The 22,822-nt window shown below is 65.3% G+C and carries 19 protein-coding genes; 12 read left to right on the top strand and 7 right to left on the bottom strand.

What is annotated here, in order from left to right; genetic code table 11:
• The first annotated feature begins 75 nt into the window (after nt 1-75).
• The 3 genes from RUGAMON1_RS12895 (at nt 76) to RUGAMON1_RS12885 (ending at nt 6,128) form a co-directional block, all read left to right on the top strand.
• Nucleotides 76-2,247 (top strand): prolyl oligopeptidase family serine peptidase, encoded by a 2,172-nt coding sequence (locus RUGAMON1_RS12895; RefSeq protein WP_445230880.1) that lies wholly within the window; start codon nt 76-78, stop codon nt 2,245-2,247.
• Nucleotides 2,244-4,742 carry a zinc-dependent metalloprotease gene (locus RUGAMON1_RS12890; protein ID WP_445230879.1) on the top strand — a complete coding sequence of 833 codons (2,499 nt, stop codon included), beginning with the start codon at nt 2,244-2,246 and terminating at the stop codon, nt 4,740-4,742. Before RUGAMON1_RS12895 ends, RUGAMON1_RS12890 begins: the two co-directional genes overlap by 4 nt.
• A 183-nt stretch (nt 4,743-4,925) precedes the next feature.
• Nucleotides 4,926-6,128, top strand: a complete 1,203-nt coding sequence (locus RUGAMON1_RS12885) for an ammonium transporter (RefSeq protein ID WP_445230878.1) — start codon at nt 4,926-4,928, stop codon at nt 6,126-6,128.
• A gap of 92 nt (nt 6,129-6,220) precedes the next feature.
• Here RUGAMON1_RS12885 and RUGAMON1_RS12880 read toward each other — a convergent pair whose 3' ends face one another.
• Entirely contained in the window at nt 6,221-6,796 is a 576-nt protein-coding gene (locus RUGAMON1_RS12880; RefSeq protein ID WP_445230877.1) for a helix-turn-helix domain-containing protein, read from the bottom strand.
• A gap of 171 nt (nt 6,797-6,967) precedes the next feature.
• Between RUGAMON1_RS12880 and kbl the strand changes: the two genes are divergently transcribed.
• The 3 genes from kbl to RUGAMON1_RS12865 are packed head-to-tail and all read left to right on the top strand — an operon-like array spanning nt 6,968 to nt 10,617.
• Nucleotides 6,968-8,173, top strand: a complete 1,206-nt coding sequence (gene kbl / locus RUGAMON1_RS12875; protein WP_445230876.1) for a glycine C-acetyltransferase — start codon at nt 6,968-6,970, stop codon at nt 8,171-8,173.
• 26 nt (nt 8,174-8,199) lie between these two features.
• Complete coding sequence (locus tag RUGAMON1_RS12870) at nt 8,200-9,171, top strand: NAD-dependent epimerase/dehydratase family protein (RefSeq protein ID WP_445230875.1); 972 nt, start codon at nt 8,200-8,202, stop codon at nt 9,169-9,171.
• A gap of 42 nt (nt 9,172-9,213) precedes the next feature.
• On the top strand, nt 9,214-10,617 hold the full coding sequence (locus tag RUGAMON1_RS12865; protein WP_445230874.1) for an L-serine ammonia-lyase: 1,404 nt from the start codon (nt 9,214-9,216) through the stop codon (nt 10,615-10,617).
• Here RUGAMON1_RS12865 and RUGAMON1_RS12860 read toward each other — a convergent pair whose 3' ends face one another.
• Complete coding sequence (locus tag RUGAMON1_RS12860) at nt 10,618-13,374, bottom strand: bifunctional diguanylate cyclase/phosphodiesterase (protein WP_445230873.1); 2,757 nt, start codon at nt 13,372-13,374, stop codon at nt 10,618-10,620.
• 207 nt (nt 13,375-13,581) lie between these two features.
• On the opposite strand from RUGAMON1_RS12860, the gene thrC reads away from it, so the two are divergent.
• Genes thrC through moaD form a run of 3 tightly spaced genes read left to right on the top strand, consistent with a single transcriptional unit; the run spans nt 13,582 to nt 16,531 of the window.
• Nucleotides 13,582-15,060: a threonine synthase gene (gene thrC, locus RUGAMON1_RS12855; protein WP_445230872.1), complete on the top strand. Its 1,479-nt coding sequence runs from the start codon at nt 13,582-13,584 to the stop codon at nt 15,058-15,060.
• A 2-nt stretch (nt 15,061-15,062) separates the two neighbouring features.
• Nucleotides 15,063-16,277: a molybdopterin molybdotransferase MoeA gene (locus RUGAMON1_RS12850; RefSeq protein ID WP_445230871.1), complete on the top strand. Its 1,215-nt coding sequence runs from the start codon at nt 15,063-15,065 to the stop codon at nt 16,275-16,277.
• Nucleotides 16,277-16,531, top strand: coding sequence for a molybdopterin converting factor subunit 1 (gene moaD, locus RUGAMON1_RS12845; RefSeq protein WP_445230870.1), 255 nt, complete (start codon nt 16,277-16,279; stop codon nt 16,529-16,531). The genes RUGAMON1_RS12850 and moaD overlap by 1 nt, the downstream gene beginning before the upstream one ends.
• 23 nt (nt 16,532-16,554) lie before the next feature.
• Here the strand turns inward: moaD and RUGAMON1_RS12840 are convergent, their stop codons facing one another.
• Nucleotides 16,555-16,803: a hypothetical protein gene (locus tag RUGAMON1_RS12840; RefSeq protein WP_445230869.1), complete on the bottom strand. Its 249-nt coding sequence runs from the start codon at nt 16,801-16,803 to the stop codon at nt 16,555-16,557.
• Nucleotides 16,804-16,841: 38 nt separating this feature from the next.
• Here RUGAMON1_RS12840 and RUGAMON1_RS12835 point away from each other — a divergent pair, with 38 nt between their 5' ends.
• Nucleotides 16,842-18,077: a TIGR03862 family flavoprotein gene (locus RUGAMON1_RS12835; RefSeq protein ID WP_445230868.1), complete on the top strand. Its 1,236-nt coding sequence runs from the start codon at nt 16,842-16,844 to the stop codon at nt 18,075-18,077.
• 18 nt (nt 18,078-18,095) lie between these two features.
• Here the strand turns inward: RUGAMON1_RS12835 and RUGAMON1_RS12830 are convergent, their stop codons facing one another.
• The gene (locus tag RUGAMON1_RS12830) at nt 18,096-18,902 is read right to left on the bottom strand and encodes a head GIN domain-containing protein (protein WP_445230867.1); all 807 of its coding nucleotides are present in this window, start codon (nt 18,900-18,902) and stop codon (nt 18,096-18,098) included.
• 12 nt (nt 18,903-18,914) lie between these two features.
• On the bottom strand, nt 18,915-19,709 hold the full coding sequence (locus tag RUGAMON1_RS12825; protein ID WP_445230866.1) for a DUF1700 domain-containing protein: 795 nt from the start codon (nt 19,707-19,709) through the stop codon (nt 18,915-18,917).
• A gap of 35 nt (nt 19,710-19,744) precedes the next feature.
• Between RUGAMON1_RS12825 and RUGAMON1_RS12820 the strand changes: the two genes are divergently transcribed.
• On the top strand, nt 19,745-19,924 hold the full coding sequence (locus RUGAMON1_RS12820; RefSeq protein WP_445230865.1) for a hypothetical protein: 180 nt from the start codon (nt 19,745-19,747) through the stop codon (nt 19,922-19,924).
• Nucleotides 19,925-19,965: 41 nt separating this feature from the next.
• Here RUGAMON1_RS12820 and hpnE read toward each other — a convergent pair whose 3' ends face one another.
• Both hpnE and hpnD read right to left on the bottom strand, forming a co-directional pair.
• Nucleotides 19,966-21,378 carry a hydroxysqualene dehydroxylase HpnE gene (hpnE, locus tag RUGAMON1_RS12815; RefSeq protein ID WP_445230864.1) on the bottom strand — a complete coding sequence of 471 codons (1,413 nt, stop codon included), beginning with the start codon at nt 21,376-21,378 and terminating at the stop codon, nt 19,966-19,968.
• Nucleotides 21,371-22,204 carry a presqualene diphosphate synthase HpnD gene (gene hpnD, locus RUGAMON1_RS12810; RefSeq protein ID WP_445230863.1) on the bottom strand — a complete coding sequence of 278 codons (834 nt, stop codon included), beginning with the start codon at nt 22,202-22,204 and terminating at the stop codon, nt 21,371-21,373. Before hpnD ends, hpnE begins: the two co-directional genes overlap by 8 nt.
• An 88-nt stretch (nt 22,205-22,292) precedes the next feature.
• Here hpnD and RUGAMON1_RS12805 point away from each other — a divergent pair, with 88 nt between their 5' ends.
• Nucleotides 22,293-22,697: a VOC family protein gene (locus tag RUGAMON1_RS12805; RefSeq protein ID WP_445230862.1), complete on the top strand. Its 405-nt coding sequence runs from the start codon at nt 22,293-22,295 to the stop codon at nt 22,695-22,697.
• Nucleotides 22,698-22,822 lie beyond the last annotated feature (125 nt).

The raw sequence follows: 22,822 nt of genomic DNA, 5'->3' as shown, positions 1-22,822 counted from the left end.
GGTGTCATTGATCCCCGGCGGCGCCGTAGCCCGGTCTGCCGCTTCCGAATATTCTTCGATTTTATGGACTTTCGCATGAAGCATTTGAAATGCGCGGCACTGGCCGCCGCCGTCCTGATGGCGCACAGCGCCTCCGCCCAAACCTGCGCCGCCTCCGGGCCGGGCGTGAACTATCCTGTCACCCGCACCGTCGACCAGACCGACGACTATCACGGCGTCAAAGTGGCGGATCCCTACCGCTGGCTGGAAGACGCCAACAGCGACGAGACCCACGCCTGGGTCGTCGCGCAGAACAAGCTGACGCAGGATTACCTGTCGCAGATTCCCGGCCGCGACGCCATCAAGACCCGCCTGACCAAGCTGTGGAACTTCGAGCGCTTCAGCGTGCCGTTCAAGGAAGGCGGCCGCTATTTCTACAGCCGTAACGATGGCCTGCAAAATCAGTCCGTGCTGTACACGATGAAGACGCTGGCCGACGTGCCGCGCATGCTGCTCGATCCGAACACGCTGGCCGCCGACGGCACCGTCGCACTGGCCGGCCTGGCGGTGAGCCCGAACGGCAAATACCTCGCCTACAGCACCGCCGCTTCCGGCTCCGACTGGAACGAGATCAAGGTACGCGACATCGACAGCGGCAAGGACATCGAGGACCACATCAAGTGGGTCAAGTTCTCCAGCACCGCATGGCTGCACGACGGTTCCGGCTTCTTCTACAGCCGCTACGACGAGCCGAAGGAAGCGACCAAGCTGGCCGACGTCAACTACTTCCAGAAGCTGTACTTCCACAAGATCGGCACGCCGCAAAGCGCGGACACGCTGGTCTACGGCCGTCCCGACCACAAGGACTGGGGCTTCGGCGGCGAAGTGACCGAAGATGGCCGCTTCCTCATCATCACCGCCTCGCAAGGCACCGAGAACAAGAACCGCGTCTACTACAAGGACCTGTCGCGCAAGGACGCCAAGGTGGTGCCGCTGCTGGAGGACTTCGACGCGTCGTATAACTTCATCGGCAACGACGGCATGGTGTTCTGGTTCCGCACCGAGCGCAATGCGCCGCGTGGCCGCATCGTCGCCATCGACACCCGCAAGCCGGGTGTGCTGAACTGGAAGCAGATCGTGCCGGAAACCGCCAACACCATGGTGTCGGCGTCGATCGTCAACAACCAGCTGCTGGTGGACTACCTGAGCGACGCCCACAGCCTGGTCAAGGTATTCGACCTGAAAGGCAAACCGCTGCACGATCTCGAGCTGCCAGGCCTGGGTTCGGCCGGCGGCTTCGGCGGCAAGCGCGGCGATGCGGAGACCTTCTATTCGTACACCAGCTTCACCACGCCGACCACCATCTACCGCTACGACCTGAAGGCCAACAAGAGCAGCGTGTACCGCCAGCCGAAAGTGGACTTCGATCCGGGCGCGTTTGAAACCCGCCAGGAATTCTTCACCAGCCGCGATGGCACCAAGGTGCCGATGTTCATCGTCTCGAAAAAAGGCCTGAAGCTCGATGGCAGCAATCCGACCTACCTGTACGGCTACGGCGGTTTCAATATCTCGCTGACGCCATCGTTCTCGGTCGCCAACCTGGCGTGGCTGGAAATGGGCGGCGTCTACGTGATGGCCAACCTGCGCGGCGGCGGCGAGTACGGCGAATCGTGGCATGCGGCCGGCACCAAGCTGCAAAAGCAGAACGTGTTCGACGACTTTATCGGCGCGGCCGAATGGCTGGTCGCAAACAAGGTGACGTCGCCGGCCAAGCTGTCCATCGGCGGCGGCAGCAACGGCGGCCTGCTGGTTGGCGCGGCGATGACGCAGCGTCCGGATTTGTTCGCGGCGGCGATCCCGCAGGTGGGCGTGCTCGATATGCTGCGCTTCCATAAATTCACCATCGGCTGGGCGTGGACGTCGGACTACGGTTCATCCGACAACGCCGACGAGTTCAAGGCGTTGGTCAAGTATTCGCCGCTGCACAATCTGAAGAAGGGCACCTGCTACCCGGCGACCATGATAACCACCGCCGACCACGACGACCGCGTGGTGCCGGCGCACAGCTTCAAGTTCGCCGCGACCGCGCAGGCCGACCAGGCCGGCGCCGCGCCCATCCTGATCCGCATCGATAGCAAGGCGGGCCACGGCGCCGGCAAGCCGACCACCAAGCAAATCGAGGAAGTGGCGGACCGCTGGGGCTTCCTGAGTCGCGCGCTGAAGATGGATGGCGCTACGGAAGCCGTCAAAGCGGCAGGCCAGCAGTGAGGGCCGCGCCAGTCGCCGGGCCGCTGCTGTGCGCCATCCTGATGCTGGGCATGGCGCCGGTGGCGCCGGCGCTGGCGGCAACCGCCGAAGGTGCGCCCGCACCTTCGGTCAAGAAGATCGCCGATGTCACGCGCGGCCTGCAATCGCAGCCGGGCTTCATCGACCTGTGGCGCGATACGGACAAGGGCAGGGTGCTGCTGTCCGTGTCGGCGCTGGACCAGCCCTTTCTGCTATTGAGCTCCTTGCCCTATGCACTGGGCTCGAACGACGTCGGCCTGGATCGCGGCCAGCCGGGCGAGATGCGCATGGTGCATTTTGAGAGACACGGCGCGCGCCTGTTCCTGGTGCAGGAAAATACCAATTTCATCGCCGCCTCGGCGGACAAGGACGAACGCGCCGCCGTCGCCGAATCGTTCGCCAGCGGCGTGCTGTGGTCGGGCGAAATTCTCGCCAGCGAAGGCGAACGTCATCTGATCGACTTCTCCAGCTTCCTGCTGGCGGACCGGCACGGCGTCGGCGCGCGGCTGACTGCCGCCAAGCAGGGCGCATATCAGGTCGATGCCGCGCGCAGCGCGGTGCTGGCGGAGCAGTCCAAAGCCTTCCCCGACAACGTCGAACTGGAAGCGCTGCTGACCTTTGCCGGCCCCGGACAAGCGGAGTACGTGCGCCAGGTCGCGGCCGACGCCAGCAGCCTGTCGCTGCGCCAGCGCATCAGCATGGTACGCCTGCCCGCGGCTGGTGCACAGGCAGGCGGCTGGCAGCCGCGCAGCTACCATCCATATTCCGGCGGCTTCGACGCCAGCTATTACGACTTCGCCACGCCGCTCGCCAGCAGCATCGACGTGCACTGGCAGGTACGGCACCGCCTTGAGAAGACCGATCCGTCGGCGGCGGTCAGCACCGTCAAGAAACCTATCGTCTACTACGTCGATCGCGGCGCGCCGGAGCCGGTGCGCTCGGCGTTGATCGCCGGCGCTTCTTGGTGGGCCAGCGCCTTCGAGAAGGCCGGCTTCAAGGACGCCTACCGCGTCGAGCTGCTGCCAGAAGGCGTGGACGCGATGGACGTCCGCTACAACGTGATCCACTGGGTGCACCGCGCCACGCGCGGTTGGTCCTACGGGAACGCTTTGGCCGATCCGCGCACCGGCCAGATCATCCGGGGCGCCGTCACGCTCGGCTCCCAGCGCGTGCGCCAGGACATCCTGATCGCCGAAAGCCTGCTCGCACCGTACGGCAAGAACGCGCCGGCCGACAAGCAGAAACTGGCCGAGGCCATGGCGCTTGCGCGCCTGCGCCAGCTGGCCGCGCATGAAGTCGGCCACACGCTGGGCTTCGCCCACAACTTCGCCGCCAGCCGCATGGGCAATGGCTCGGTGATGGACTACCCGCACCCCATCCTCAAGCTGGACGCCAAGGGCAACGTCGATATCGCCGATGCCTACGGCGTCGGCGTCGGTCCTTGGGACGACTACATCGTCAAATACATCTACGGCGATTTCGGCAGCGGCGCGCAAGAGCAGGCCGCGCTGGCCAAGCTGCGCGCCGACGCGCGCGCGGCCGGCATGCTGTACTCCAGCGACCAGGACGACCGCTCGCCCGGCTCCAGTCATCCCGATGGCCTGCTGTGGGACTTCGGTCCGGACTCGATCAAGACCTGGGACCAGCTGGGCGCCGTGCGCCAGCGCGCGCTGCAAACCTTCTCCGTCGACGTGCTGCCCGATGCGCGCCAGATCGGCGAGTTGGAGGCGCGGCTGGTGCCGGTCTACCTGCTGCAACGCTATCAGGGCGAAGCACTGGCGCGCCTGGTCGGCGGCGGCGATTTCGATTACACCAGCAGCGGCGATGTCAAGGCCGGCCTGGCCAAGGCAGGCATCAAGGCGACGCCGGCGGCCGTCCAGCGCCAGGCCCTGAACCGCCTGGCAGACAGCCTGCGCGCCGAATACCTTGCGCTGCCAGCCGGCGTACTCGATATCCTGACGCCGCCGGCGATGGGCCATGAACGCAGCCGCGAATACTTCGCCACCCGCATGGATACCGTGTTCGACGCGTTCTCGATCGCCGAAGCGGGCGCCGCGCAGACGGCCGGCTTCCTGCTCGACCCGGCCCGCATCAACCGCGTCGCCTGGCAGCACGCGCGCGATGCGCAGCAGCCGGGCGTGCAGGAAGTGCTGTCGCTGCTGCTGCAGAAGACCTGGAAGCGCGAGTCGGTGCCGGCCTCGGTGGCCGGCGGCGAGGCGGTGCAGCTGGCCGCCAACTGGGTGGTGATCGACGCCACCTTGAATCTGCTCGATGGCGGCAAGCTGCATCCGCAGGTCGACGCGGAAGTGCGCCAGTCCGCGCGCGAGCTGGCGCAATGGTTGCAGAAGAACCCCGGCAAAGGCGTCACCGCCGACAGCCGCAAGCAGGCGGCGGGGCTGATCACCGCCTACCTGGCCGATCCGCGCAGCGTCAAACTGCGCACCATGCCGGTTATCCCGCCCGGCGCACCGATCTGACCTGCCCATCCCGTGCGCACCAAAATGACGCCTTATTTCGGTGCGCACGGCCTTGGTGCATTTTCATGCACAAAATAAAAACACCTTGAAATCAAGCACTTAAAATTTGCACCAAATTGGAACGAAACTTGCTTTTATCAGTGCTCGTTGTCAATTTTTGCATTATTTTGGGGAGATATTTTGATGGGTGGATACAAAGACGGCGCCGACGCATTGTTCATATTGCTTGGCGCCATCATGATTTTGGCCATGCATGCCGGCTTTGCGTTTCTGGAACTGGGCACGGTGCGCAAGAAAAACCAGGTCAACGCGCTGGTCAAGATCCTGGTGGATTTCGCGGTATCGACGATCGCTTACTTTTTCGTTGGCTACAGCATCGCGTATGGCGTCAATTTCTTCTCCTCGGCCGAGGTGCTGGCCGCCAAGAACGGCTATGAGCTGGTCAAATTCTTCTTCCTGCTGACGTTTGCCGCCGCCATCCCGGCGATCATCTCGGGCGGGATCGCCGAACGGGCGCGCTTCCACCCGCAATTGATCGCCACCGCGCTGCTGGTCGGCCTGGTCTATCCCTTCTTCGAGGGGATCGTCTGGAACCACCGCTTCGGCGTGCAGGAATGGCTGGCGTCGGCATTCGGCGCCGAGTTCCACGACTTCGCCGGTTCGGTGGTGGTGCACGCGGTGGGCGGCTGGATCGCGCTGCCGGCAGTGCTGCTGCTGGGCGCACGCCGCGGACGCTATATGAAGAACGGCGCCATCGCCGCCCATCCGCCGTCGTCGATTCCTTTCCTGGCCCTGGGCGCGTGGATTTTAACCGTGGGCTGGTTCGGCTTCAACGTCATGAGCGCGCAGGCGCTGGACAAGATGAACGGCCTGGTCGCCGTCAACTCGCTGATGGCGATGGTCGGCGGCACGCTGGTCGCGCTGCTGATGGGGAAGAACGATCCCGGCTTTGCCTACAACGGCCCGCTGGCCGGCCTGGTGGCCGTCTGCGCGGGCTCCGACCTGATGCACCCTTTGGGCGCGCTGGCCACCGGATGCATTGCGGGCGCGGTGTTTGTCTGGATGTTCACGCTGGCGCAAAACAAATGGAAGATCGACGACGTGCTGGGTGTGTGGCCGTTGCACGGCCTGTGCGGCGCTTGGGGTGGCGTCGCGGCGGGAATCTTCGGCCAGAAGGCGCTGGGCGGCATCGGCGGCGTATCGTTGGCCGCGCAGCTGGGCGGCACCTTGCTGGGCGTGGTCATCGCGCTGGCTGGCGGCTTTGCCATCTACGGCGTGCTGAAGGCCACGCTGGGCCTGCGCCTGGACCCGGAAGAAGAGTTCCAGGGCGCCGACCTGTCGATCCACCGCATCAGCTCCACGCCGGAGCGTGAATCGAACTGGTAGAACCCGTATGCCTTCGCGATACGCATGCCGTTCCGCTTAGGGGTCTGACCCCGTATGGGGTCAGACCCCGCCTGGCGGTGCGGGGTAAGTAATCAGCGGTGTATCACCACCAGCAGCGCCTTCGCCTCGGTCTTGCCGACGTTGCGGATGATGTGCTGCTGGTCCCCCGGGTAGCGCGCCGTGCTGCCCAGCTTCAGCTTCTTCTTGTCGGGGCCGACCTCCACCTCCACCGAACCGTGCAGCAGCGTCAGGTGCTCCTGCGCGCCCGGATCATGGCCCTGTGAGGCCAGTTCGCCACCCGGCGCCAGCGTCAGTTCATACCACTCATATTTGCTGGCCAGTTCCAGCGGCCCCAGGATGCGCAGCACATAGCCGGCGTGATGGCCGGGCAGGGTGGGGATTTCGTGCGCCTCGATCACGCGGACGGTCTCCGTCTGCCGCTCGGCTGTCGCCAGCAACTCGCCGATCTGCACGCCTAGCGCATTGGCCAGCCGCCAGGTGATGGCGATGGTCGGATTCGCCTTTTCACGCTCGATCTGCGACAGCATCGACTTGGAGACGCCGGCGATGCGCGACAGATCTTCCAGTGTCAGGCCGCGGGCCAGGCGCAACCGCTGCAGGGCGGCGCCGACTTCTGGAGGTGCATTCGTCGAAACGGGTGTTTTCATTGTTTTATTCGGCAGATAGGCTAAATTTCAAGTGAATCGCTGCGCGCGCATGGCTTGCGCAGTGCACTGTCGTTCTGTAAAATTCGATATATTGAATTTGAGTTCGACATAACGGATTTCGCATAAAGCAGTGTAATTGCGGTGAAATCGTACCACACACAGGGACCCATCATGACCATTCCAGCTAAAACCACCTTCTTCAGCGGCCTGCAGCAAAACCTCGACCAGTTGGGCGAGCAGGGCCTCTACAAGCCAGAGCGCGTTCTGGCTTCGCGCCAGGGCGCGGAAGTGACGAGCGAAGATGGTCGAATGCTGATCAATATGTGCGCCAACAACTACCTGGGCCTGTCCGGCCAGGAATGGGTGGCGCAAGCCTCCATCGAGGCGACCGAGAAGTATGGTTACGGCCTGTCGTCGGTACGTTTCATCTGCGGCACCCAGACCGTGCACAAGCAGCTGGAGCAGGCGATCTCCAAGTTCCTCGGCACCGAAGACACCATCCTGTACGCTGCCGCCTTCGACGCCAACGGCGGCGTGTTCGAGCCGCTGTTCGACGAGAACGACGCCATCATCTCGGACGCGCTGAACCACGCATCGATCATCGACGGCATCCGCCTGTGCAAGGCAGCGCGCTTCCGCTACGCCCACAACGACATGGCCGACCTGGAAGCGCAGCTGCAAGCGGCCGCCGACAAGCGCCACAAAGTCATCGTCACCGACGGCGTGTTCTCGATGGACGGCACCATCGCCCAGCTGGACAAGATCTGCGACCTGGCCGACAAATACGGCGCATTGGTGATGATCGACGAGTGCCACGCCTCCGGCTTCATGGGCGCGACCGGCCGCGGCACCCACGAGCACCACAACGTCATGGGCCGCATCGACATCATCACCGGCACCCTGGGCAAGGCCCTGGGCGGCGCGATGGGCGGCTTCACCTCGGCGCGCAAGGAAGTGATCGACATGCTGCGCCAGAAATCGCGTCCTTACCTGTTCTCGAACACGCTGGCGCCGTCGATCGCCGGCGCCTCGCTGGCCGTGCTGAAAAAGCTGTCGGAATCGACCGAGCTGCGCGACCGCCTGCACGAAAACACCGCCTTCTTCCGCAAGGAGATCGAGCGTATCGGCTTCACCATCAAGCCGGGTACGCACCCCGTAGTTCCTGTCATGTTGTTCGATGCGCCAGTCGCGCAGAAATTCGCGGCACGAATGTATGAGCTGGGCGTTTTGCTCAGCGGCTTCTTCTACCCCGTGGTCCCGATGGGCCAGGCGCGTGTGCGTGTCCAACTGTCCGCGGCCCACACCCGCGAGCAGCTGGAAACCGTGCTCAAAGCATTCGAACAGGCGGGCCGTGAGCTCGGCCTGCTGAAGAACTAAACATGAAAATCGTCAGGAACAATAATATGAATACCCAAGAACGCATCCTCGTCATCGGCGCCAATGGTCAGATCGGCAGCGAGCTGGTAGAGGCGCTGGCCGCCCAGCACGGCGCGCAGAACGTCATCGCCGCCGACATCAGCCCGACCAATCTGTACAACGCGGCGCGCTACACCACGCTCAACGTGCTGGATAAGGTCGCGCTGTCGGCGCTGGTCACCGACGAGGGCATCACCCAGGTCTACCAGCTGGCGGCGATGCTGTCGGCCACCGGCGAAGCGGCGCCGCTGAAAGCCTGGACGCTGAACATGGACGGCCTGCTGAATATCCTGGAAGTGGCGCGTGAGCGCGGCGTGGTCGGCAAGCCGCTGCGCATCTTCTGGCCTTCGTCGATCGCCGCCTTCGGCCCGAACACCCCGGCCGTCAACACGCCGCAAACCACGGTGATGGATCCGACCACCATCTACGGCATCAGCAAGCTGGCTGGTGAACGCCTGTGCGAGTACTACTTCATCAAGTATGGCGTCGATGTACGTTCGATCCGCTACCCAGGCATCATCAGCTTTAAATCGCCGCCGGGCGGCGGCACCACCGACTACGCGATCGCCATTTTCCACTCGGCGCTGCGCGGCGAGCGTTATGAATGCTTCCTCGGCCCGCAGACCACGCTGCCGATGATCTACATGCCCGATGCGATCCGCGCCACCATCGAATTGATGGACGCGCCGGCGGCGCAGGTGAAGGTGCGTTCGGCCTACAACGTGGCCGGCGTATCGTTTAATCCGGAGCAGCTGGCCACAGCGATCACGCGCGCGCTGCCGGACTTCAAGATCGGCTATAAACCGGACAGCCGCCAGGCCATCGCCGACACCTGGCCCCAAAGCCTGGACGACGCCACCGCCACCGCCGACTGGGGCTGGAAAGCCCGCATCGGCGTCGATGAGATGGTCGCCGACATGCTGGCCAACGTCGATGTCCACCTGGGCAAAGCCGCGTAATCAAGAACACCATAAAACACACTATAAAAAGCGAGACAACTGATGGACATGAGCGTATTCGACCTGTTTAAAATCGGCATCGGGCCGTCGAGTTCCCACACCGTGGGACCGATGGTGGCGGCCCGCCGTTTTCTGCTCGATAGCGCTCCGCTGGACGACGTCACCGGCGTCACCGCCGAGCTGTATGGCTCGTTGGCGCTGACCGGCATCGGCCACGCCACCGACAAGGCGGTGATCCTCGGCCTGATGGGCGAAACCCCGCAGGACGTGGTGCCGACCAGCGTCGACTCGCAATTGGCGCAAGCCGAAGCGGCCGGCGAACTGCGCCTGCTCGGCACCCGCACGGTGCCGTTCAAGCGCGGCGTCAACCTGGTGTTCCACATGGCCGAATCGCTGGCCGAACACCCGAACGGCATGCGCTTCACACTGACCCGCGCCGACGGCAGCACCTTTAGCAAGGTGTACTACTCGGTGGGCGGGGGCTTTATTAAAGAGGAGGGCGAGGCCCACCAGGCCGCGCCGACGGTGGGCAGCGCGCCCGCCGCCGCGATTCCGTTCGCCTTCGACACCATGGACCAGCTGCTGGCCCATGGCGAACGCACCGGCCTGACCATCCCGCAGATGCTGCGCACGAACGAAAACGTCAAACGCACCGACGACGAAGTCAACGCCGGCATCGACAAGATCTGGCATGTCATGCGCGACTGCATCACCCATGGCCTGGAAACGCCGGGCCAGCTGCCGGGCGGCTTGAACGTCAAGCGCCGCGCCGCCAACCTGTGGAAGCAGGCCAGCGACGCCAAGGCGTCCGACAACCGCTCGAACGACCTGCCGCACGACGCGCTGCACCAGGTCAGCCTGTACGCGATGGCGGTCAACGAGGAAAACGCCGCCGGCGGCCGCGTGGTCACGGCGCCGACCAACGGCGCGGCCGGCATCATCCCGGCGGTGCTGCGCTACTACGCGGAAGACTGCAAACCGAGCGACCCGGTCACCGGCGTGCGCAATTTCATGCTGACGGCGGCCGCCATCGGCATGCTGTGCAAGCGTAACGCCTCGATCTCCGGCGCGGAAATCGGCTGCCAGGGCGAAGTGGGCGTGGCCTGCGCGATGGCGGCGGCCGGCCTGGTGGCGGCGCTGGGCGGCAGCAACGCCCAGATCGAGAACGCGGCGGAAATCGGCATCGAGCACCACTTGGGCATGACCTGCGATCCGATCGGCGGCCTGGTGCAGATTCCCTGCATCGAGCGTAACGGCATGGGCGCGGTCAAGGCGATCACCGCCGCCTCGCTGGCGCTGAAGGGCGACGGCACCCACTTCGTCAGCCTCGACGAAGTGATCGAAACCATGCGCCAGACCGGCGCCGACATGCAGGCCAAGTACAAGGAAACCTCGCTGGGCGGCCTGGCGATCCACGTGATCACCGTCAACCACGCGGCCTGCTGATCAGATATTCCTGGCGACCGATTCCAGCACCAGCTGCTGGAACGCCGCCGGCGACACCGGCTTGCTGAAGTAGTAGCCCTGCATCTCGTCGCAATGCTGGCCGCGCAGGAAGGCCTGCTGCTCGGCGGTCTCCACCCCTTCCGCGATGGTCTGCAAACCGAGGCTGCGCGCCATGTTGATGATGGCGCTGACGATGGCCCGGTCTTCGGCGTCGGTGCTGATGTCGCGCACGAAGGACTGGTCGATCTTCAGCTTGTAGACCTTGAACTTCTTCAGATGGCTCAGCGACGAGAAACCGGTGCCGAAATCGTCGATCGACATGCGCACGCCGCGCTCGTGCAGCTTGTTCATGATCGAGATCGCGCCTTGCGGGTCGTGTACCGCCACCGCTTCCGTCAGTTCCAGTTCCAGGTATTCCGGTGGCAGGCTTTCTTCTTCCAGTATCTGCGAGATGAGCTCCGGCAGTTCGCCGTTGCGGAACTGGATGGCCGACAGGTTGACCGCCATGACGATGGGCGGCAGCCCCTGGTCCAGCCAGGCCCGCGCCTGGCGCACGGCCTGGCGCAGCACCCAGGTGCCGATGGATTGAATCAAGCCGCTTTCCTCGGCGGCCGGGATGAACTCGGCCGGCGACACCACGCCTAGTTCCGGGGTGCTCCAGCGCAGCAGCGCCTCCGCGCCGACAATGCGCCGGTTCTTCAGCGATATCTGCGGCTGGTACAGCACGTGCATCTGTTCGCGCTCGAGCGCGTAGCGCAAGGCGTTGACCAGCTGCAGGTGGCGCGCGGCCCGCTGCTGCATGGCGGCGGTGAAGAAGCGCAGTCCGTGGCGGCCGCCTTGCTTGACCTGGTACATCGCGGCGTCGGCCCTCTGCAGCAGGGTTTCCAGGTCGGCGCCGTCGGCCGGGTACATGGCCACGCCGATCGACGCCGTCACCTTCAGGTCGTGCGGACCCACGCGGACCGGCTGGTCGATCAACTCCAGCAGCTTGCGCGCCACCTCGGCCGCTTCGTCCGCCCGCAGCGACTCCAGCATGAAGATAAACTCGTCGCCGCCCAGTCGCGCCACGATGTCCTGCTCGCGCAGGCTGGCGCGCAGGCGTCTGGCCAGCTCGCAAAGCAGCTCGTCGCCGGTGCTGTGCCCCAGCGAGTCGTTGATGTCCTTGAAGTGGTCCAGGTCCAGCATCATCAGCGCCACCGATTCGTGCTTGCGGCGCGCCAGCGCCAGCGCGTGGTGTGCGTGCTCCTGCAACTGCGCGCGGTTCGGCAGGCCGGTGAGCGGATCGAACTGGGCCAGGTACTGCATGCGCTCCTCGGCGTGCTTGCGGGCCGCCCGGTGCTCGAAGTTTTCCAGCGCGAACTCCATGTCCCGCTGCATTTCCAGCAGCAGCGCACGTACTTCGTCGTCGAAGGCGTGGACGGTGCTGGAGTAGGGCGAGAACATGGCCACGATGCGGCCCTTGCAGCGCAGCGGGATCGCGGCCGAGGCCGCCCAGCCGTAGCGCGCCGCCGTCTGGTGCCAGTTCGCCGTCTCCGGCGCGTTGACGAAGTCCTGGCACCAATAGGGCTCGCCGCTGCGGAAGGCCAGGCCGATCGGGCCGCGTCCCTGCGGCACGGCGGCGTCCAGCGACAATTGCAGGTTTTGCAAGTATTCCGTACCATTCCCGGCACACGCGACCGGCGTCACGCTGCCGGCTTCTTGATCTATCGCACCTATCCAGGCCATCTTCATGCCGCCGTGCGTGACCACCGCCTGGCACAGCTGCTCGAACAGTTCGCGCTCGGTGCCGCACCGCACGATGGCCTGGTTGCACAGGCTGAGCGCCGAATACAGGCGGCTGACCCGTTGTGTCCGCTCCAGCGCCGCAGTGCGTTCGCCGTCGAGCCGCGCCAGGCTTTGCTGCGTCTCCGCCAGCCAGCCCCAGACGCTGTTCTCGGCCTTGGGCGCGACCATCAGCGGCTCGCTGAATTCGCCCCGGCCCAGGCGCTCGATGCCGGTCCGCAACTGGGCGACGCTGCAACCGAGCGCGGCGTCCAGGCTTCGTTTGGCGCGCCACAGCAGTACCACCAGCAGCAGTGTGATGAGCATGAACACTACGCGGGCCAGGCGCGCCTGGTCGGCCGCCGACTGCACGCCGGTCAGCGTGCGTTGGTCGACGCTGGCGTTGACCTGGGCGATGGGCCGCATGATATCGGCCTTGGCCCGGTGGTAGGCGGCGTCATGCAGCGCGGCCACGGCGGCGGCCAGTTGCAGCGGCTCCGAAACGGTGCTGTCGCGCACGGCGATGGCTGCGCGTTCGATGCCGGTCAGCAGGTCCGAGCGCCGCTTGGCTTCGGACAGCAGCGCCATCTCGGCCGGTGTAAATTCCGCCCGGCGCATCATGTCCAGCAGCGGGATGGCGTCGCCGCGGGCGCGTGGGCGTTGATCCGATCCCGTCACCAGATCCCAGTAGACGTTTTCATAGTCGCGCGGGCGGGCCCGCAGGCCGTCTCGGATGTCGATGATTTCCTGATAATGCAGCCGGTAGCGGACATCCCCGGTGATGACATAAGTGCGGGCCATGCGCGTCAGGTCGTCGGACGACTGGCGCAGTTCGTCGACGATGGAGCGGGAGTGGTAGCGCAGCTCGTTGGCGCGGTCGACACGCAGCTCGGTCCAGACGTACAGCAGGAAAGCGAGCGTGCCCAGCAGCAGTACGCCCAGGCAGGTCCATAGGTAGCTGGCGAATCGTGGGGGATGGCGGGTGTGCTGGGGCATCGTCAGGCGCTACTGCTTGGTGCAGTCGAATCGGTGTAGTCTTTAGTATATTGCGCCGATCGTGCCCAAGGCCAGCGCGGCCGGGCGGAGGCCCGATAACCATAAAACAACGCCGATTTCACGGGAATCGACGAGCCGCACTATAATATCCGCTCGCTTTGTACCGTTCTGCCTTTTATCCGCCAGCTCAACCGGACTTTCTAATCTATGCAATACGTGTCTACCCGCGCCGCCGCATCGGCCGCCGCCTCTTCTTCCCAACAATTCTCCGACATCCTCTTGGGCGGCCTGGCCGTCGATGGCGGCCTGTTCCTGCCGGCCACCTATCCGCAAGTGACCGGCGCCGAGCTCGATGCATGGCGCCAGCTGTCCTACGCCGACCTGGCCTACGAGATCCTGAAGAAGTTCGCGACCGATATTCCCGATGCCGACCTGCGCGCGCTGACCGCCAAGACCTATACCAAGGAAGTCTACAAAAACGCCCGCAAGGGCGAAAAAGCCAGCCAGATCACACCGCTGCGCATGCTGGAAGAGGGCGAGAACGGCACCAAATTGATGTTGCAGGCGCTGTCCAACGGACCGACCCTGGCCTTCAAGGACATGGCGATGCAGTTGCTGGGCAATCTGTTCGAATACACGCTGGCCAAGCAGAACGCGCAACTGAACATCTTCGGCGCCACCTCCGGCGATACCGGCAGCGCCGCCGAATACGCGATGCGCGGCAAGAAGGGCATCCGCGTGTTCATGCTGTCGCCGCATAAGAAAATGAGCGCCTTCCAGACCGCGCAGATGTTCTCGCTGCAGGACCCGAACATCTTCAACATCGCCATCGAAGGCGTGTTCGACGACGCCCAGGACATGGTCAAGGCGGTCTCCAACGACCTGCCGTTCAAGGCCCGGCAGAAGATCGGCACCGTCAATTCAATCAACTGGGCGCGCGTGGTGGCGCAGGTGGTGTACTACTTCCGCGGCTACCTGTCGGCCACCACCTCCAACGACCAGAAGGTGTCGTTCACCGTCCCGTCGGGGAACTTCGGCAATATCTGCGCCGGCCACATCGCCCGCATGATGGGCCTGCCGATCGCCAAGCTGGTCGCCGCCACCAACGAAAACGACGTGCTCGACGAGTTCTTCCGCACCGGCGTGTACCGCGTGCGCAAGTCGGCCGAGACCTACCACACCAGCAGCCCGTCGATGGACATCTCCAAGGCGTCCAACTTCGAGCGCTTCATCTACGACCTGGTCGGCCGCGACGGCGACCGTACCCGCGCGCTGTTCCAGAAAGTGGAAACCCACGGCGGCTTCGACCTGTCCGGCAAGCCGGGCGCAGACGGCGACGAGTTCAAGCAGGTGGCCAAGTACGGCTTCAAGTCCGGCAAGTCGACCCATGAAGACCGCCTGAACACCATCCGCGACGTGGCCGACGACTACGGCATCGTCATCGACACCCACACCGCCGACGGCATCAAGGTCGCGCGCGAGAACCTGGAGCCTGGCGTGACGATGATCGTGCTGGAAACCGCGCTGGCCGCCAAGTTCAACGAGACCATCCTCGATGCGCTGGGCGAGGACGCCGAACGTCCGGAAGGCTTCGAGAACATCGAGGACCTGCCGCAGAAGTTCGTCGTCATGCCGCCGGACGTGGAGAAGATGAAGGCCTACATCGCGGCGAACACCGGCCTGTAACGATGAGCGCACACAAGCCCCTGCTGCCGGTCAGCGAAGCGCTGGCCCTGATGGCAGCCGCCGCGCGGCCGGTGGCCGATGTGGAAACCGTGCCGACCCTGTCTGCCAACGGCCGCGTGCTGGCCAAGGCGCAGGTATCCGGCATGAACGTGCCGGGCATGGACAACACGCAGATGGACGGCTATGCGGTGCGCGCCGCCGATTGCGTCAGCGGCAATGCCGCGCTGACGGTGTCGCAGCGCATACCGGCCGGCCATGTCGGCCAGCCCTTGCTGCCGGGGACCGCTGCGCGCATCTTTACCGGCGCGCTGATTCCGGAGGGCGCGGACGCCGTCGTGATGCAGGAGCAGTGCGAGCTGGCGGGCAATGTGGTCACCGTCCGCCACGCGCCGAAGTCCGGCGAATGGATACGCCGCGCCGGCGAGGACATCACCAACGGCAGCATCATCCTGCCGGCCGGCACGCGTCTGCGCAGCCAGGAGCTGGGCCTGGCCGCGTCGGTCGGCCTGGCCGAGCTGCCGGTCAAGCGCCGGCTGCACGTGGCGGTGTTCTTCACCGGCGACGAGCTGACCATGCCGGGAGAGCCGCTGGCGCCTGGCGCCATCTACAACTCCAACCGCTTCACGCTGCGCGCGCTGCTGGAAAACCTGGGCTGCGAGATCACCGATTTCGGCATCGTGCCCGACTCGCTGGACGCTACCCGGTCCGTGCTGCGCGAGTGCGCGCAGGGGCATGACCTGATCATCACTTCCGGCGGCGTTTCGGTCGGCGAGGAGGATCACATCAAGCCGGCCGTCGAGGCGGAGGGCAAGCTGAATATGTGGCAGATCGCCGTCAAGCCGGGCAAGCCGCTGGCGTTCGGCGAGGTGGGGCAGGCGTTCTTTGTGGGCTTGCCGGGCAATCCGGTGTCGAGCTTCATCACCTTCCTGATGTTTGTGCGTCCGTTCATCCTGCGCCTGCAAGGCGTGACCGAGGCGCTGGCGCCGCGCGCCTTCATGATGCGCGCCGACTTCAACTGGCCCAAGGCCGACAGGCGCAACGAGTTCCTGCGCGCGCGCATCAATGCGGCCGGCGGGCTGGAATTGTTCAATAATCAAAGTTCGGGCGTGTTGACGTCGACCGTGTGGGGCGATGGCGTGATCGATAATCCGCCCGGCCAGACCATCGCGGCCGACGACACGGTTCGATTTATACCGTTTAGCGAGTTAATGCACTGATGGCTGTTACCGTAAAATTTTTCGCCAGCGTGCGTGAGTCGCTGGGTGCGTCGTCCGAGACGCTGGAGCTGCCGGCAGGCGTGGGTACGGTCGGCGCGTTGCGCGCCCATCTGGCCGCGCGCGGCGACGCCTGGCAGCAGGCCTTGGGCAGCCCGGCCTTGCGCATGGCATGCAACCAGGTGATGTGCGGCGCCGATACGGCGCTGGCCGATGGCGCCGAGGTGGCGTTCTTTCCGCCGGTGACGGGCGGCTAAGCTAAGGCTAAGCTAAGGCTAAGCTAAGGCTTCTTGCCCTTGGCGGCGTTGCGGGCGGCGTCGAGGTCGTCGCACAAGCCGCAAGCCTGGGCGTTGCGGTAGCGGCGCCAGGCCGCGTAGGTAAAGATGCCCGCCGCGGCTAGCGCCCAGACGGCGGCGCTCAGATAGTCCTCGCGCGCGGTCGAGCCTTTGATCCATTCCACGGCGGCCAGTATCACGAACAAAGGCACGGCGGCCTGCACATAGCGTTTTATCCAAAACATCGCACCCATCTTGTCTCCTGTAACAATGCTTCTATCGGACCGAATTCATGCAGTCTAGTTTGACACCTTTTCGCGTTGCCGTCATCGGCGGCGGTCCCGCCGGCCTGATGGCCGCCCAAACCCTGGCGCAGGGCGGGGCGCAAGTCGACGTGTATGACGCGATGCCTTCGGTCGGCCGCAAATTCCTGCTGGCCGGGCGCGGCGGCATGAACATCACCCACGCCGAGCCGTATGCGGACTTCGTCACGCGCTACGGCAAGGGCGCCGCGCCGCTGCGCGCCATGCTGGACGCCTTCGGCCCGCAGGACGTGCGCGACTGGGTGCATGGCTTGGGCGTCGATACCTTCGTCGGCACCTCGGGCCGCGTGTTCCCGACCGATATGAAGGCCGCGCCGCTGCTGCGCGCATGGCTGCATCGCCTGCGTGAGAGCGGCGTGCAGTTCCACATGCGCCACCGCTGGCTGGGCTGGCGCGACGACGCGCTGGCGCTGAACACGCCCGACGGCGAGCTGCTGGTGCGTGCCGACGCGGTGGTGTTGGCGCTGGGCGGCGGCAGCTGGGCGCGATTGGGCTCGGACGGCGCCTGGATGCCTTTGCTGGCGGAGCGCGGCGTCGGCGTGGCGCCGCTGGTGGCGGCCAACTGCGGCTTCGACGTCGACTGGAGCGAGCATTTCAGCAGCCGCCATGCGGGCGAGCCGCTGACCACCGTCGCCATCGTCTCCACCGGCGCGGACGGCAAGCAATTTCGCAAGCAGGGGCAGTTCGTCGTCACCCAGGGCGGCGTCGAGGGCAGCTTGATTTACGCGCTGTCGGCCGCCTTGCGCGACCAGATCGCCGCCGACGGCAGCGCTACGATCTACCTGGACCTGCTGCCGGACCTGCCGGCGCAGCGGGTGGCGGACGAGGTGGCGCGGCCGCGCGGTGCGCGGTCGATGGCCAGTCACCTGCAAAGCCGGCTGGGCATCAAAGGCGTCAAGGCCGGCCTGCTGCGCGAGTGCTTGAGCAAGGAGCAGTACGCGGACGAGGACCAGCTGGCGCAGGTGATCAAACGCTTGCCGGTGCGCCTGCTGCGGGCCCGTCCGATCGACGAGGCGATCAGCAGCGCCGGCGGCGTGCGCTGGGATGCGCTGGAAGGGACGATGCTGAAGGCCGCGCCGGGCGTGTTCGTGGCGGGCGAGATGGTCGACTGGGAAGCGCCGACCGGCGGCTATCTGCTGACGGCCTGCCTGGCCGGCGGCCAGGCGGCGGGACGCGATGTCCTGGCCTGGCTGGACCGAGGCTAAACGCTCGACGTTAGCCGCTTATTCCCAGGTGACGTCGCCGGAACCGGTGCGGCTGACGTTGCGGTTGTCCGGATTACCCAGTACGCGGATGTCGCCGCTGCCGCGCAAGGTCAGGTCGGCCGACTGCTTGGCGAAGACATGGCTGGTGCCCGAACCCTTCAGGTTGACCGTCACCTTGTCCGAGGACAGGTGGCGCGCATCCAGGTCGCCGGAGCCGGTCAATTCCGCGGTCAGCGTCTTGCAGCTGCCGGACGAGGTGATCTGGCCCGAGCCCACCATTTCCAGTTCCACGTTCTCGCTGCTGCCCGCGTTCAGGTTCAGGTGGCCGCTGCCATGGGCCCCGGCGCTCAGTTCGCGATAGCGGCCGGTGAAGTTGACGTTGCCCGAACCGTGCAGCTGCAACTCCAGCTTGTCGCCGTTGAAGCCGGAAACCTTGGTCTCGCCGCTGCTGCGCACCACCAGCTCTTCCAGTTGCGGCAGCACCAACTCCACCTGCAAGGGATGGCGCGGGTTGAGCAGCATGCCCTTGGTGCCGATGTGCAGGTCGCGGCCATCCTGGATGGTTTCGATATTGGCCAGCGAGCGCTGTTCGCCGCGCACCTTCAGCGACGCCACCGGACCCTGGATCAGTATCAGGTCGATCGGGCCGCTCAGTTCGACGGCGGTGGCCATGGCGTCGATCTTGCGGGTTTCGCTGCCGAGGGCGCGGCCGGCCGAACTGGTCGGGCTGGTGCTGCCGTAGGCCTTCAGCATGCTGTAGCTGACGCCGATCAGGACGAAGGACAGCAGCAACAGGCTGGTACCGATTTTTAATAGTGCGCGCATGGTCATGGCTCCTTAGCGTCCGCGAAGCAGGGACACGTTCATTGCTACATACCGCTTCAAGCCGATCATGGTGTAGCGGGTGACGACGATGCTGATCAGGCACAGCCCGATCCCGCCCAGTATCAGGCCGAAGCCGATCAGCGACTGGCTGGTGCGGGCGCCGCTGTCGAAATCGGTGGTGATGCGCAGGTCGCCGGTGGCCACCGCTTCGGCGCGGTTCAGCAGGCGGCCGCTGCGGCTGAGATTCTCGTCGCCGCTGCTGCTGTCGGCGCTGTCCGGGTCCTTGCTGACCTGCACGCCCATGTTGTTGATGGCCATGCGCCAGCCCTGGATGTCTTCTTCCTCGTTCCCGTCGAAGTGCGAGTTGGTGAACTCCATCACGTGGCGCAGCGGGCCTTCCAGCGCCAGCTCGTTCTGGCCCGACAGGCCGCTGGACACCAGCGCGATGCCGCCGATGTAGAAGCCGAAGGCGCAAATGTAGACGGCGCCCAGCAGCGAGGCATACACCATCGCCGGGATCACCATGAACAGGTTGAAGATCGTCAGGCCGATGAAGGACACCACCGCGCGGGCCAGGTTGACCGGGGTTTTCTTTTGCTCGAAGGCGCTCAGGTGCACATTGGCGCGCAGCGTCATGGCGACCTTGCGCGGCTCGTCGAGCTCTTTGTAGACCTCTTCTTCGCTGCGGCCGGCCACCAGGCCGTCGATGAAGCGTTGCTCGTAGTAGGCCAGGGTCTTGGCCACCGTTTCCGGCGGCAGGCCCTGCATGGCCTGTTTGAGCGCGTCGAGGTATGCCTGCTTGTTCATGATATCAAATACCTAATGTTGCGCTGTTGTGTGCCATGGCCATCGCGCTGCTCGCCACCGGTGCGGTCTGCACGATGGATACCGTGCTGGCCGCGACGAAGGCGATCAAGGCAAGGATTTTCAAGCTGAGAGAGATGTTCATGTTGATTCCGATAGGTCTTTTGTCGATGGTGCTACTGTACGCAAGCGCTCGCCCGGATGCCATCGGCATGTGACAGGCTGCATAAATAGCGGGGCAGGCGACAAAAACGGGGGACTAGATGGTAGCCCCCTTGAGCAGCCCGGCGGCGGCGACGCCGCTGCGGACCGCCGATTCCAGCGTGGCCGGGTAGTCGCCGGCGGTGTAGTCGCCGGCGATGACCAGGCCCGGAAGTCCGCTGGCGTTGTCCGGCCGCACCAGGCCGGGCGTGCAGGCGTAGGTGGCGCGCTTCTCGGTGATGACCTTGAACCAGGTCGGCCGCCCCAATTCCGGGCGCTGGAATACCGCCGCCAGCTGGACCGCGACGGCTTCGGCCAGCAGGTCCTGGCTCTGGGCGGCGGCGCTGCCCGAGGCGCTGATGACCACCGCCAGCAAGCCGGCCTGTTTGGCGTCCAGCTGCCCGCGGTCGAACACGAACTGGCCCCATTGGTACTGTTCCGGGTCGTCCAGCAGGGCGAAGAAGGGCAGTTCCAGCCGCGTGGACGGGGCGTATTGCAGGTAGCAGGTGGTGATGGCTTCCGGCTCGAAGGCGGTCAGCTGGCTGCACAGGGCCGAGGTGTCGCAGTCGGGGATGCCGTGCAGCAGGGTGGCGGCCTGGCTGGCGCCGGTGGCCAGCACCACGCCGCTGAAATAGGTGCTCCAGTTGCCGCCGACGGCCGCGCCGCTGATATCGAGCTGCCACAAGCGGCCTTCGATCGAGCGCAGCGCCTGCACCTTGGCGCCGGTGCGCACCGAGCCGCCGTGCGTTTCGACGTAGGCCGCGGCCGCTTCGGGCAGCAGGGCGGACAGGTCGGCGCGCGGCAGCAGCATGTCCGAGGCGCTGCGCTTGGCGCCCAGGCTGTCGCGCAGCACGTTGAGGAAGACCTGCGCCGAGGCGCGTTCCGGCGGCGTGTTCAGCGCGGCCAGGCACAGCGGACGCCACATCAGCTGGATCAGGCGCGGGGTTTGATCGAAGCGTTCCAGCAGTTCGCTCACGCTGCAATCGGCGTGCAGGGTCCAGCCCATCCAGCGCGCGGTGGTGGAAAAGCGCGCCAGGCTGAGTTTATCGGCCCGGTCCAGGCCCTTGGCGCGCAGCAGCGCCAGCGCCAGGTGCAGCGGCGCCGGCAATGGCAGGCCGGGCGCGACGAAATCCATGCCGCCGCTGCCGGCCGGGTAGCGCATTTGCAGCGGCAGCGACAGCAGGGTTTTATCGCGGTCGACGCCGGTCCGCTTCATCAGCTGCAGCGTTGCGCTGTAGGCGCCCAGCAGGATGTGCTGGCCGTTGTCCAGGTGGCGATGGTCGGTCTCGATGCGGCGGGCGCGGCCGCCCAGGGTGCGGGCCGCTTCGAACAGCGTGACCTTGTAGCCGGCGCGCGCCATCTCGACGGCTGCGGCGCAACCGGCCCAGCCGCCGCCAATCACGGCCACCGAACGCGAGGTCAGCCCCGGCTCGACCTTGCCGGCGCGCTTGTCCACGCCTTCGTTAGCCACGAATGTAGGTCTTCCACGCCAGCCAGAGCTTGCGGATAGGCGTCAGCGAGATGCGCTGGGTGAGCACGTGGTAGCCGTCGGCTTCCACTTCGGTCAGCAGCGTGCGGTAGATGGCGGACATCATCAGGCCGGGGCGCTGGGCGCGGCGGTCTTCCTTCGGCAGCAGCGCGAACGCTTCGTCGTAGACCTTTTGCGCGCGGGCGGCCTGGAACGCCATCAGCTTCTCGAAATTCTCGCTGTGGCGGGCGTTGAGCAGGTCGGCGGCGGTGACGTTGAACTGTTGCAGCTCATTGACCGGCAGGTAGATGCGGCCTTTGCGCGCATCTTCGCCGACGTCGCGGATGATGTTGGTCAGCTGGAAGGCGTGGCCCAGTTTTTCCGCGTACTGCAGCGTCTCCGGCCTGGTGGCGCCGAAGATGCTGGCCGACAGGATGCCCACCACGCTGGCCACGTGCCAGCAGTATTTGCTCAGCGCCGTGTAGTCGAGGTAGCGGGTCTGGTTGAGGTCCATCTCCATGCCGTCGATGATGGCTTGCAGATGCTGCTGCTGCAAGTTGTAGGCCGCCAGATGCGGCTGCAGCGCCTGCGTCACCGGGTGGGTCTGCTGGCCCTCGTACATATTGGCGATTTCCTTGCGCCACCAGGACAGCTTGATGCGGGCGATCGATTCGTCGGTGCATTCATCGACGGTGTCATCCACTTCGCGGCAAAACGCATACAAGGCGGTGATTGCGCGGCGACGCTCCGGCGTCAGGAACAGGAAGCTGTAGTAGAAACTGGAGCCGCTCTGGGCGGTCTTTTGCTGGCAGTAGTCGTCGGGAGACATGAATAAAAAAGCAAGGATGACATCGAAGCCGCTATTCTATAGCTTAAGTGTCACAATGTGGGCTTCTGTCGCCATGGAGGTAGGACGCATGATACGTATTCGTGAAATCGATCATCTGGTGCTGCGCGTGGTCAGCCTGCAGCGCATGCTGGACTTTTACTGCGGCGCGCTGGGCTGCCCGGTCGAGCGCCGGCAGGACGAAATCGGCCTGGTGCAGCTGCGCGCCGGCAGTTCGCTGATCGACCTGGTGCCGGTGGACGGCAAGCTGGGGCGCATGGGCGGCGCGCCGCCGGGCGTCGAGGGGCGCAATATGGATCACTTCTGCCTGCGGGTGGAGCCTTTCGACGACGCGGCGATCCGCGCGCACCTGCAGGCGCATGGCGTGGCGGCCGGAAAGGTCGAATCTCGCTACGGCGCGGAAGGCGAGGGGCCGTCGATCTATCTGACGGACCCGGAGGGTAATGTGGTCGAGCTAAAAGGCCCGCCGGCCTGAGGTTTGGCCGGCGCGTCGGCGTCCAGGCGGGTCGGACAGCACCCGCACGATGACGCTGAAAGGAATATTCCTGCGCACCAAAAACTCCGACGCAAACGCCCGTCCACGGCTGTGCAGCAGGTTGA

Source organism: Duganella rhizosphaerae, assembly GCF_040364205.1.
GTDB lineage: Bacteria > Pseudomonadota > Gammaproteobacteria > Burkholderiales > Burkholderiaceae_D > Rugamonas > Rugamonas rhizosphaerae.
Note: the sequence above shows the minus strand (reverse complement) of the source record. Positions and strands in the feature narration are given on the sequence as shown.

Excerpts from the sequence above, each read along its gene's own strand:
- RUGAMON1_RS12895 (WP_445230880.1), top strand. The coding sequence starts at position 76 with ATGAAGCATTTGAAATGCGCGGCACTGGCCGCCGCCGTCCTGATGGCG.
- RUGAMON1_RS12885 (WP_445230878.1), top strand. The coding sequence starts at position 4,926 with ATGGGTGGATACAAAGACGGCGCCGACGCATTGTTCATATTGCTTGGC.
- RUGAMON1_RS12880 (WP_445230877.1), bottom strand. The coding sequence starts at position 6,796 with ATGAAAACACCCGTTTCGACGAATGCACCTCCAGAAGTCGGCGCCGCC.
- kbl (WP_445230876.1), top strand. The coding sequence starts at position 6,968 with ATGACCATTCCAGCTAAAACCACCTTCTTCAGCGGCCTGCAGCAAAAC.
- RUGAMON1_RS12870 (WP_445230875.1), top strand. The coding sequence starts at position 8,200 with ATGAATACCCAAGAACGCATCCTCGTCATCGGCGCCAATGGTCAGATC.
- RUGAMON1_RS12865 (WP_445230874.1), top strand. The coding sequence starts at position 9,214 with ATGGACATGAGCGTATTCGACCTGTTTAAAATCGGCATCGGGCCGTCG.
- RUGAMON1_RS12860 (WP_445230873.1), bottom strand. The coding sequence starts at position 13,374 with ATGCCCCAGCACACCCGCCATCCCCCACGATTCGCCAGCTACCTATGG.
- thrC (WP_445230872.1), top strand. The coding sequence starts at position 13,582 with ATGCAATACGTGTCTACCCGCGCCGCCGCATCGGCCGCCGCCTCTTCT.
- RUGAMON1_RS12850 (WP_445230871.1), top strand. The coding sequence starts at position 15,063 with ATGAGCGCACACAAGCCCCTGCTGCCGGTCAGCGAAGCGCTGGCCCTG.
- moaD (WP_445230870.1), top strand. The coding sequence starts at position 16,277 with ATGGCTGTTACCGTAAAATTTTTCGCCAGCGTGCGTGAGTCGCTGGGT.
- RUGAMON1_RS12840 (WP_445230869.1), bottom strand. The coding sequence starts at position 16,803 with ATGGGTGCGATGTTTTGGATAAAACGCTATGTGCAGGCCGCCGTGCCT.
- RUGAMON1_RS12835 (WP_445230868.1), top strand. The coding sequence starts at position 16,842 with ATGCAGTCTAGTTTGACACCTTTTCGCGTTGCCGTCATCGGCGGCGGT.
- RUGAMON1_RS12830 (WP_445230867.1), bottom strand. The coding sequence starts at position 18,902 with ATGCGCGCACTATTAAAAATCGGTACCAGCCTGTTGCTGCTGTCCTTC.
- RUGAMON1_RS12825 (WP_445230866.1), bottom strand. The coding sequence starts at position 19,709 with ATGAACAAGCAGGCATACCTCGACGCGCTCAAACAGGCCATGCAGGGC.
- RUGAMON1_RS12820 (WP_445230865.1), top strand. The coding sequence starts at position 19,745 with ATGGCCATCGCGCTGCTCGCCACCGGTGCGGTCTGCACGATGGATACC.
- hpnD (WP_445230863.1), bottom strand. The coding sequence starts at position 22,204 with ATGTCTCCCGACGACTACTGCCAGCAAAAGACCGCCCAGAGCGGCTCC.
- RUGAMON1_RS12805 (WP_445230862.1), top strand. The coding sequence starts at position 22,293 with ATGATACGTATTCGTGAAATCGATCATCTGGTGCTGCGCGTGGTCAGC.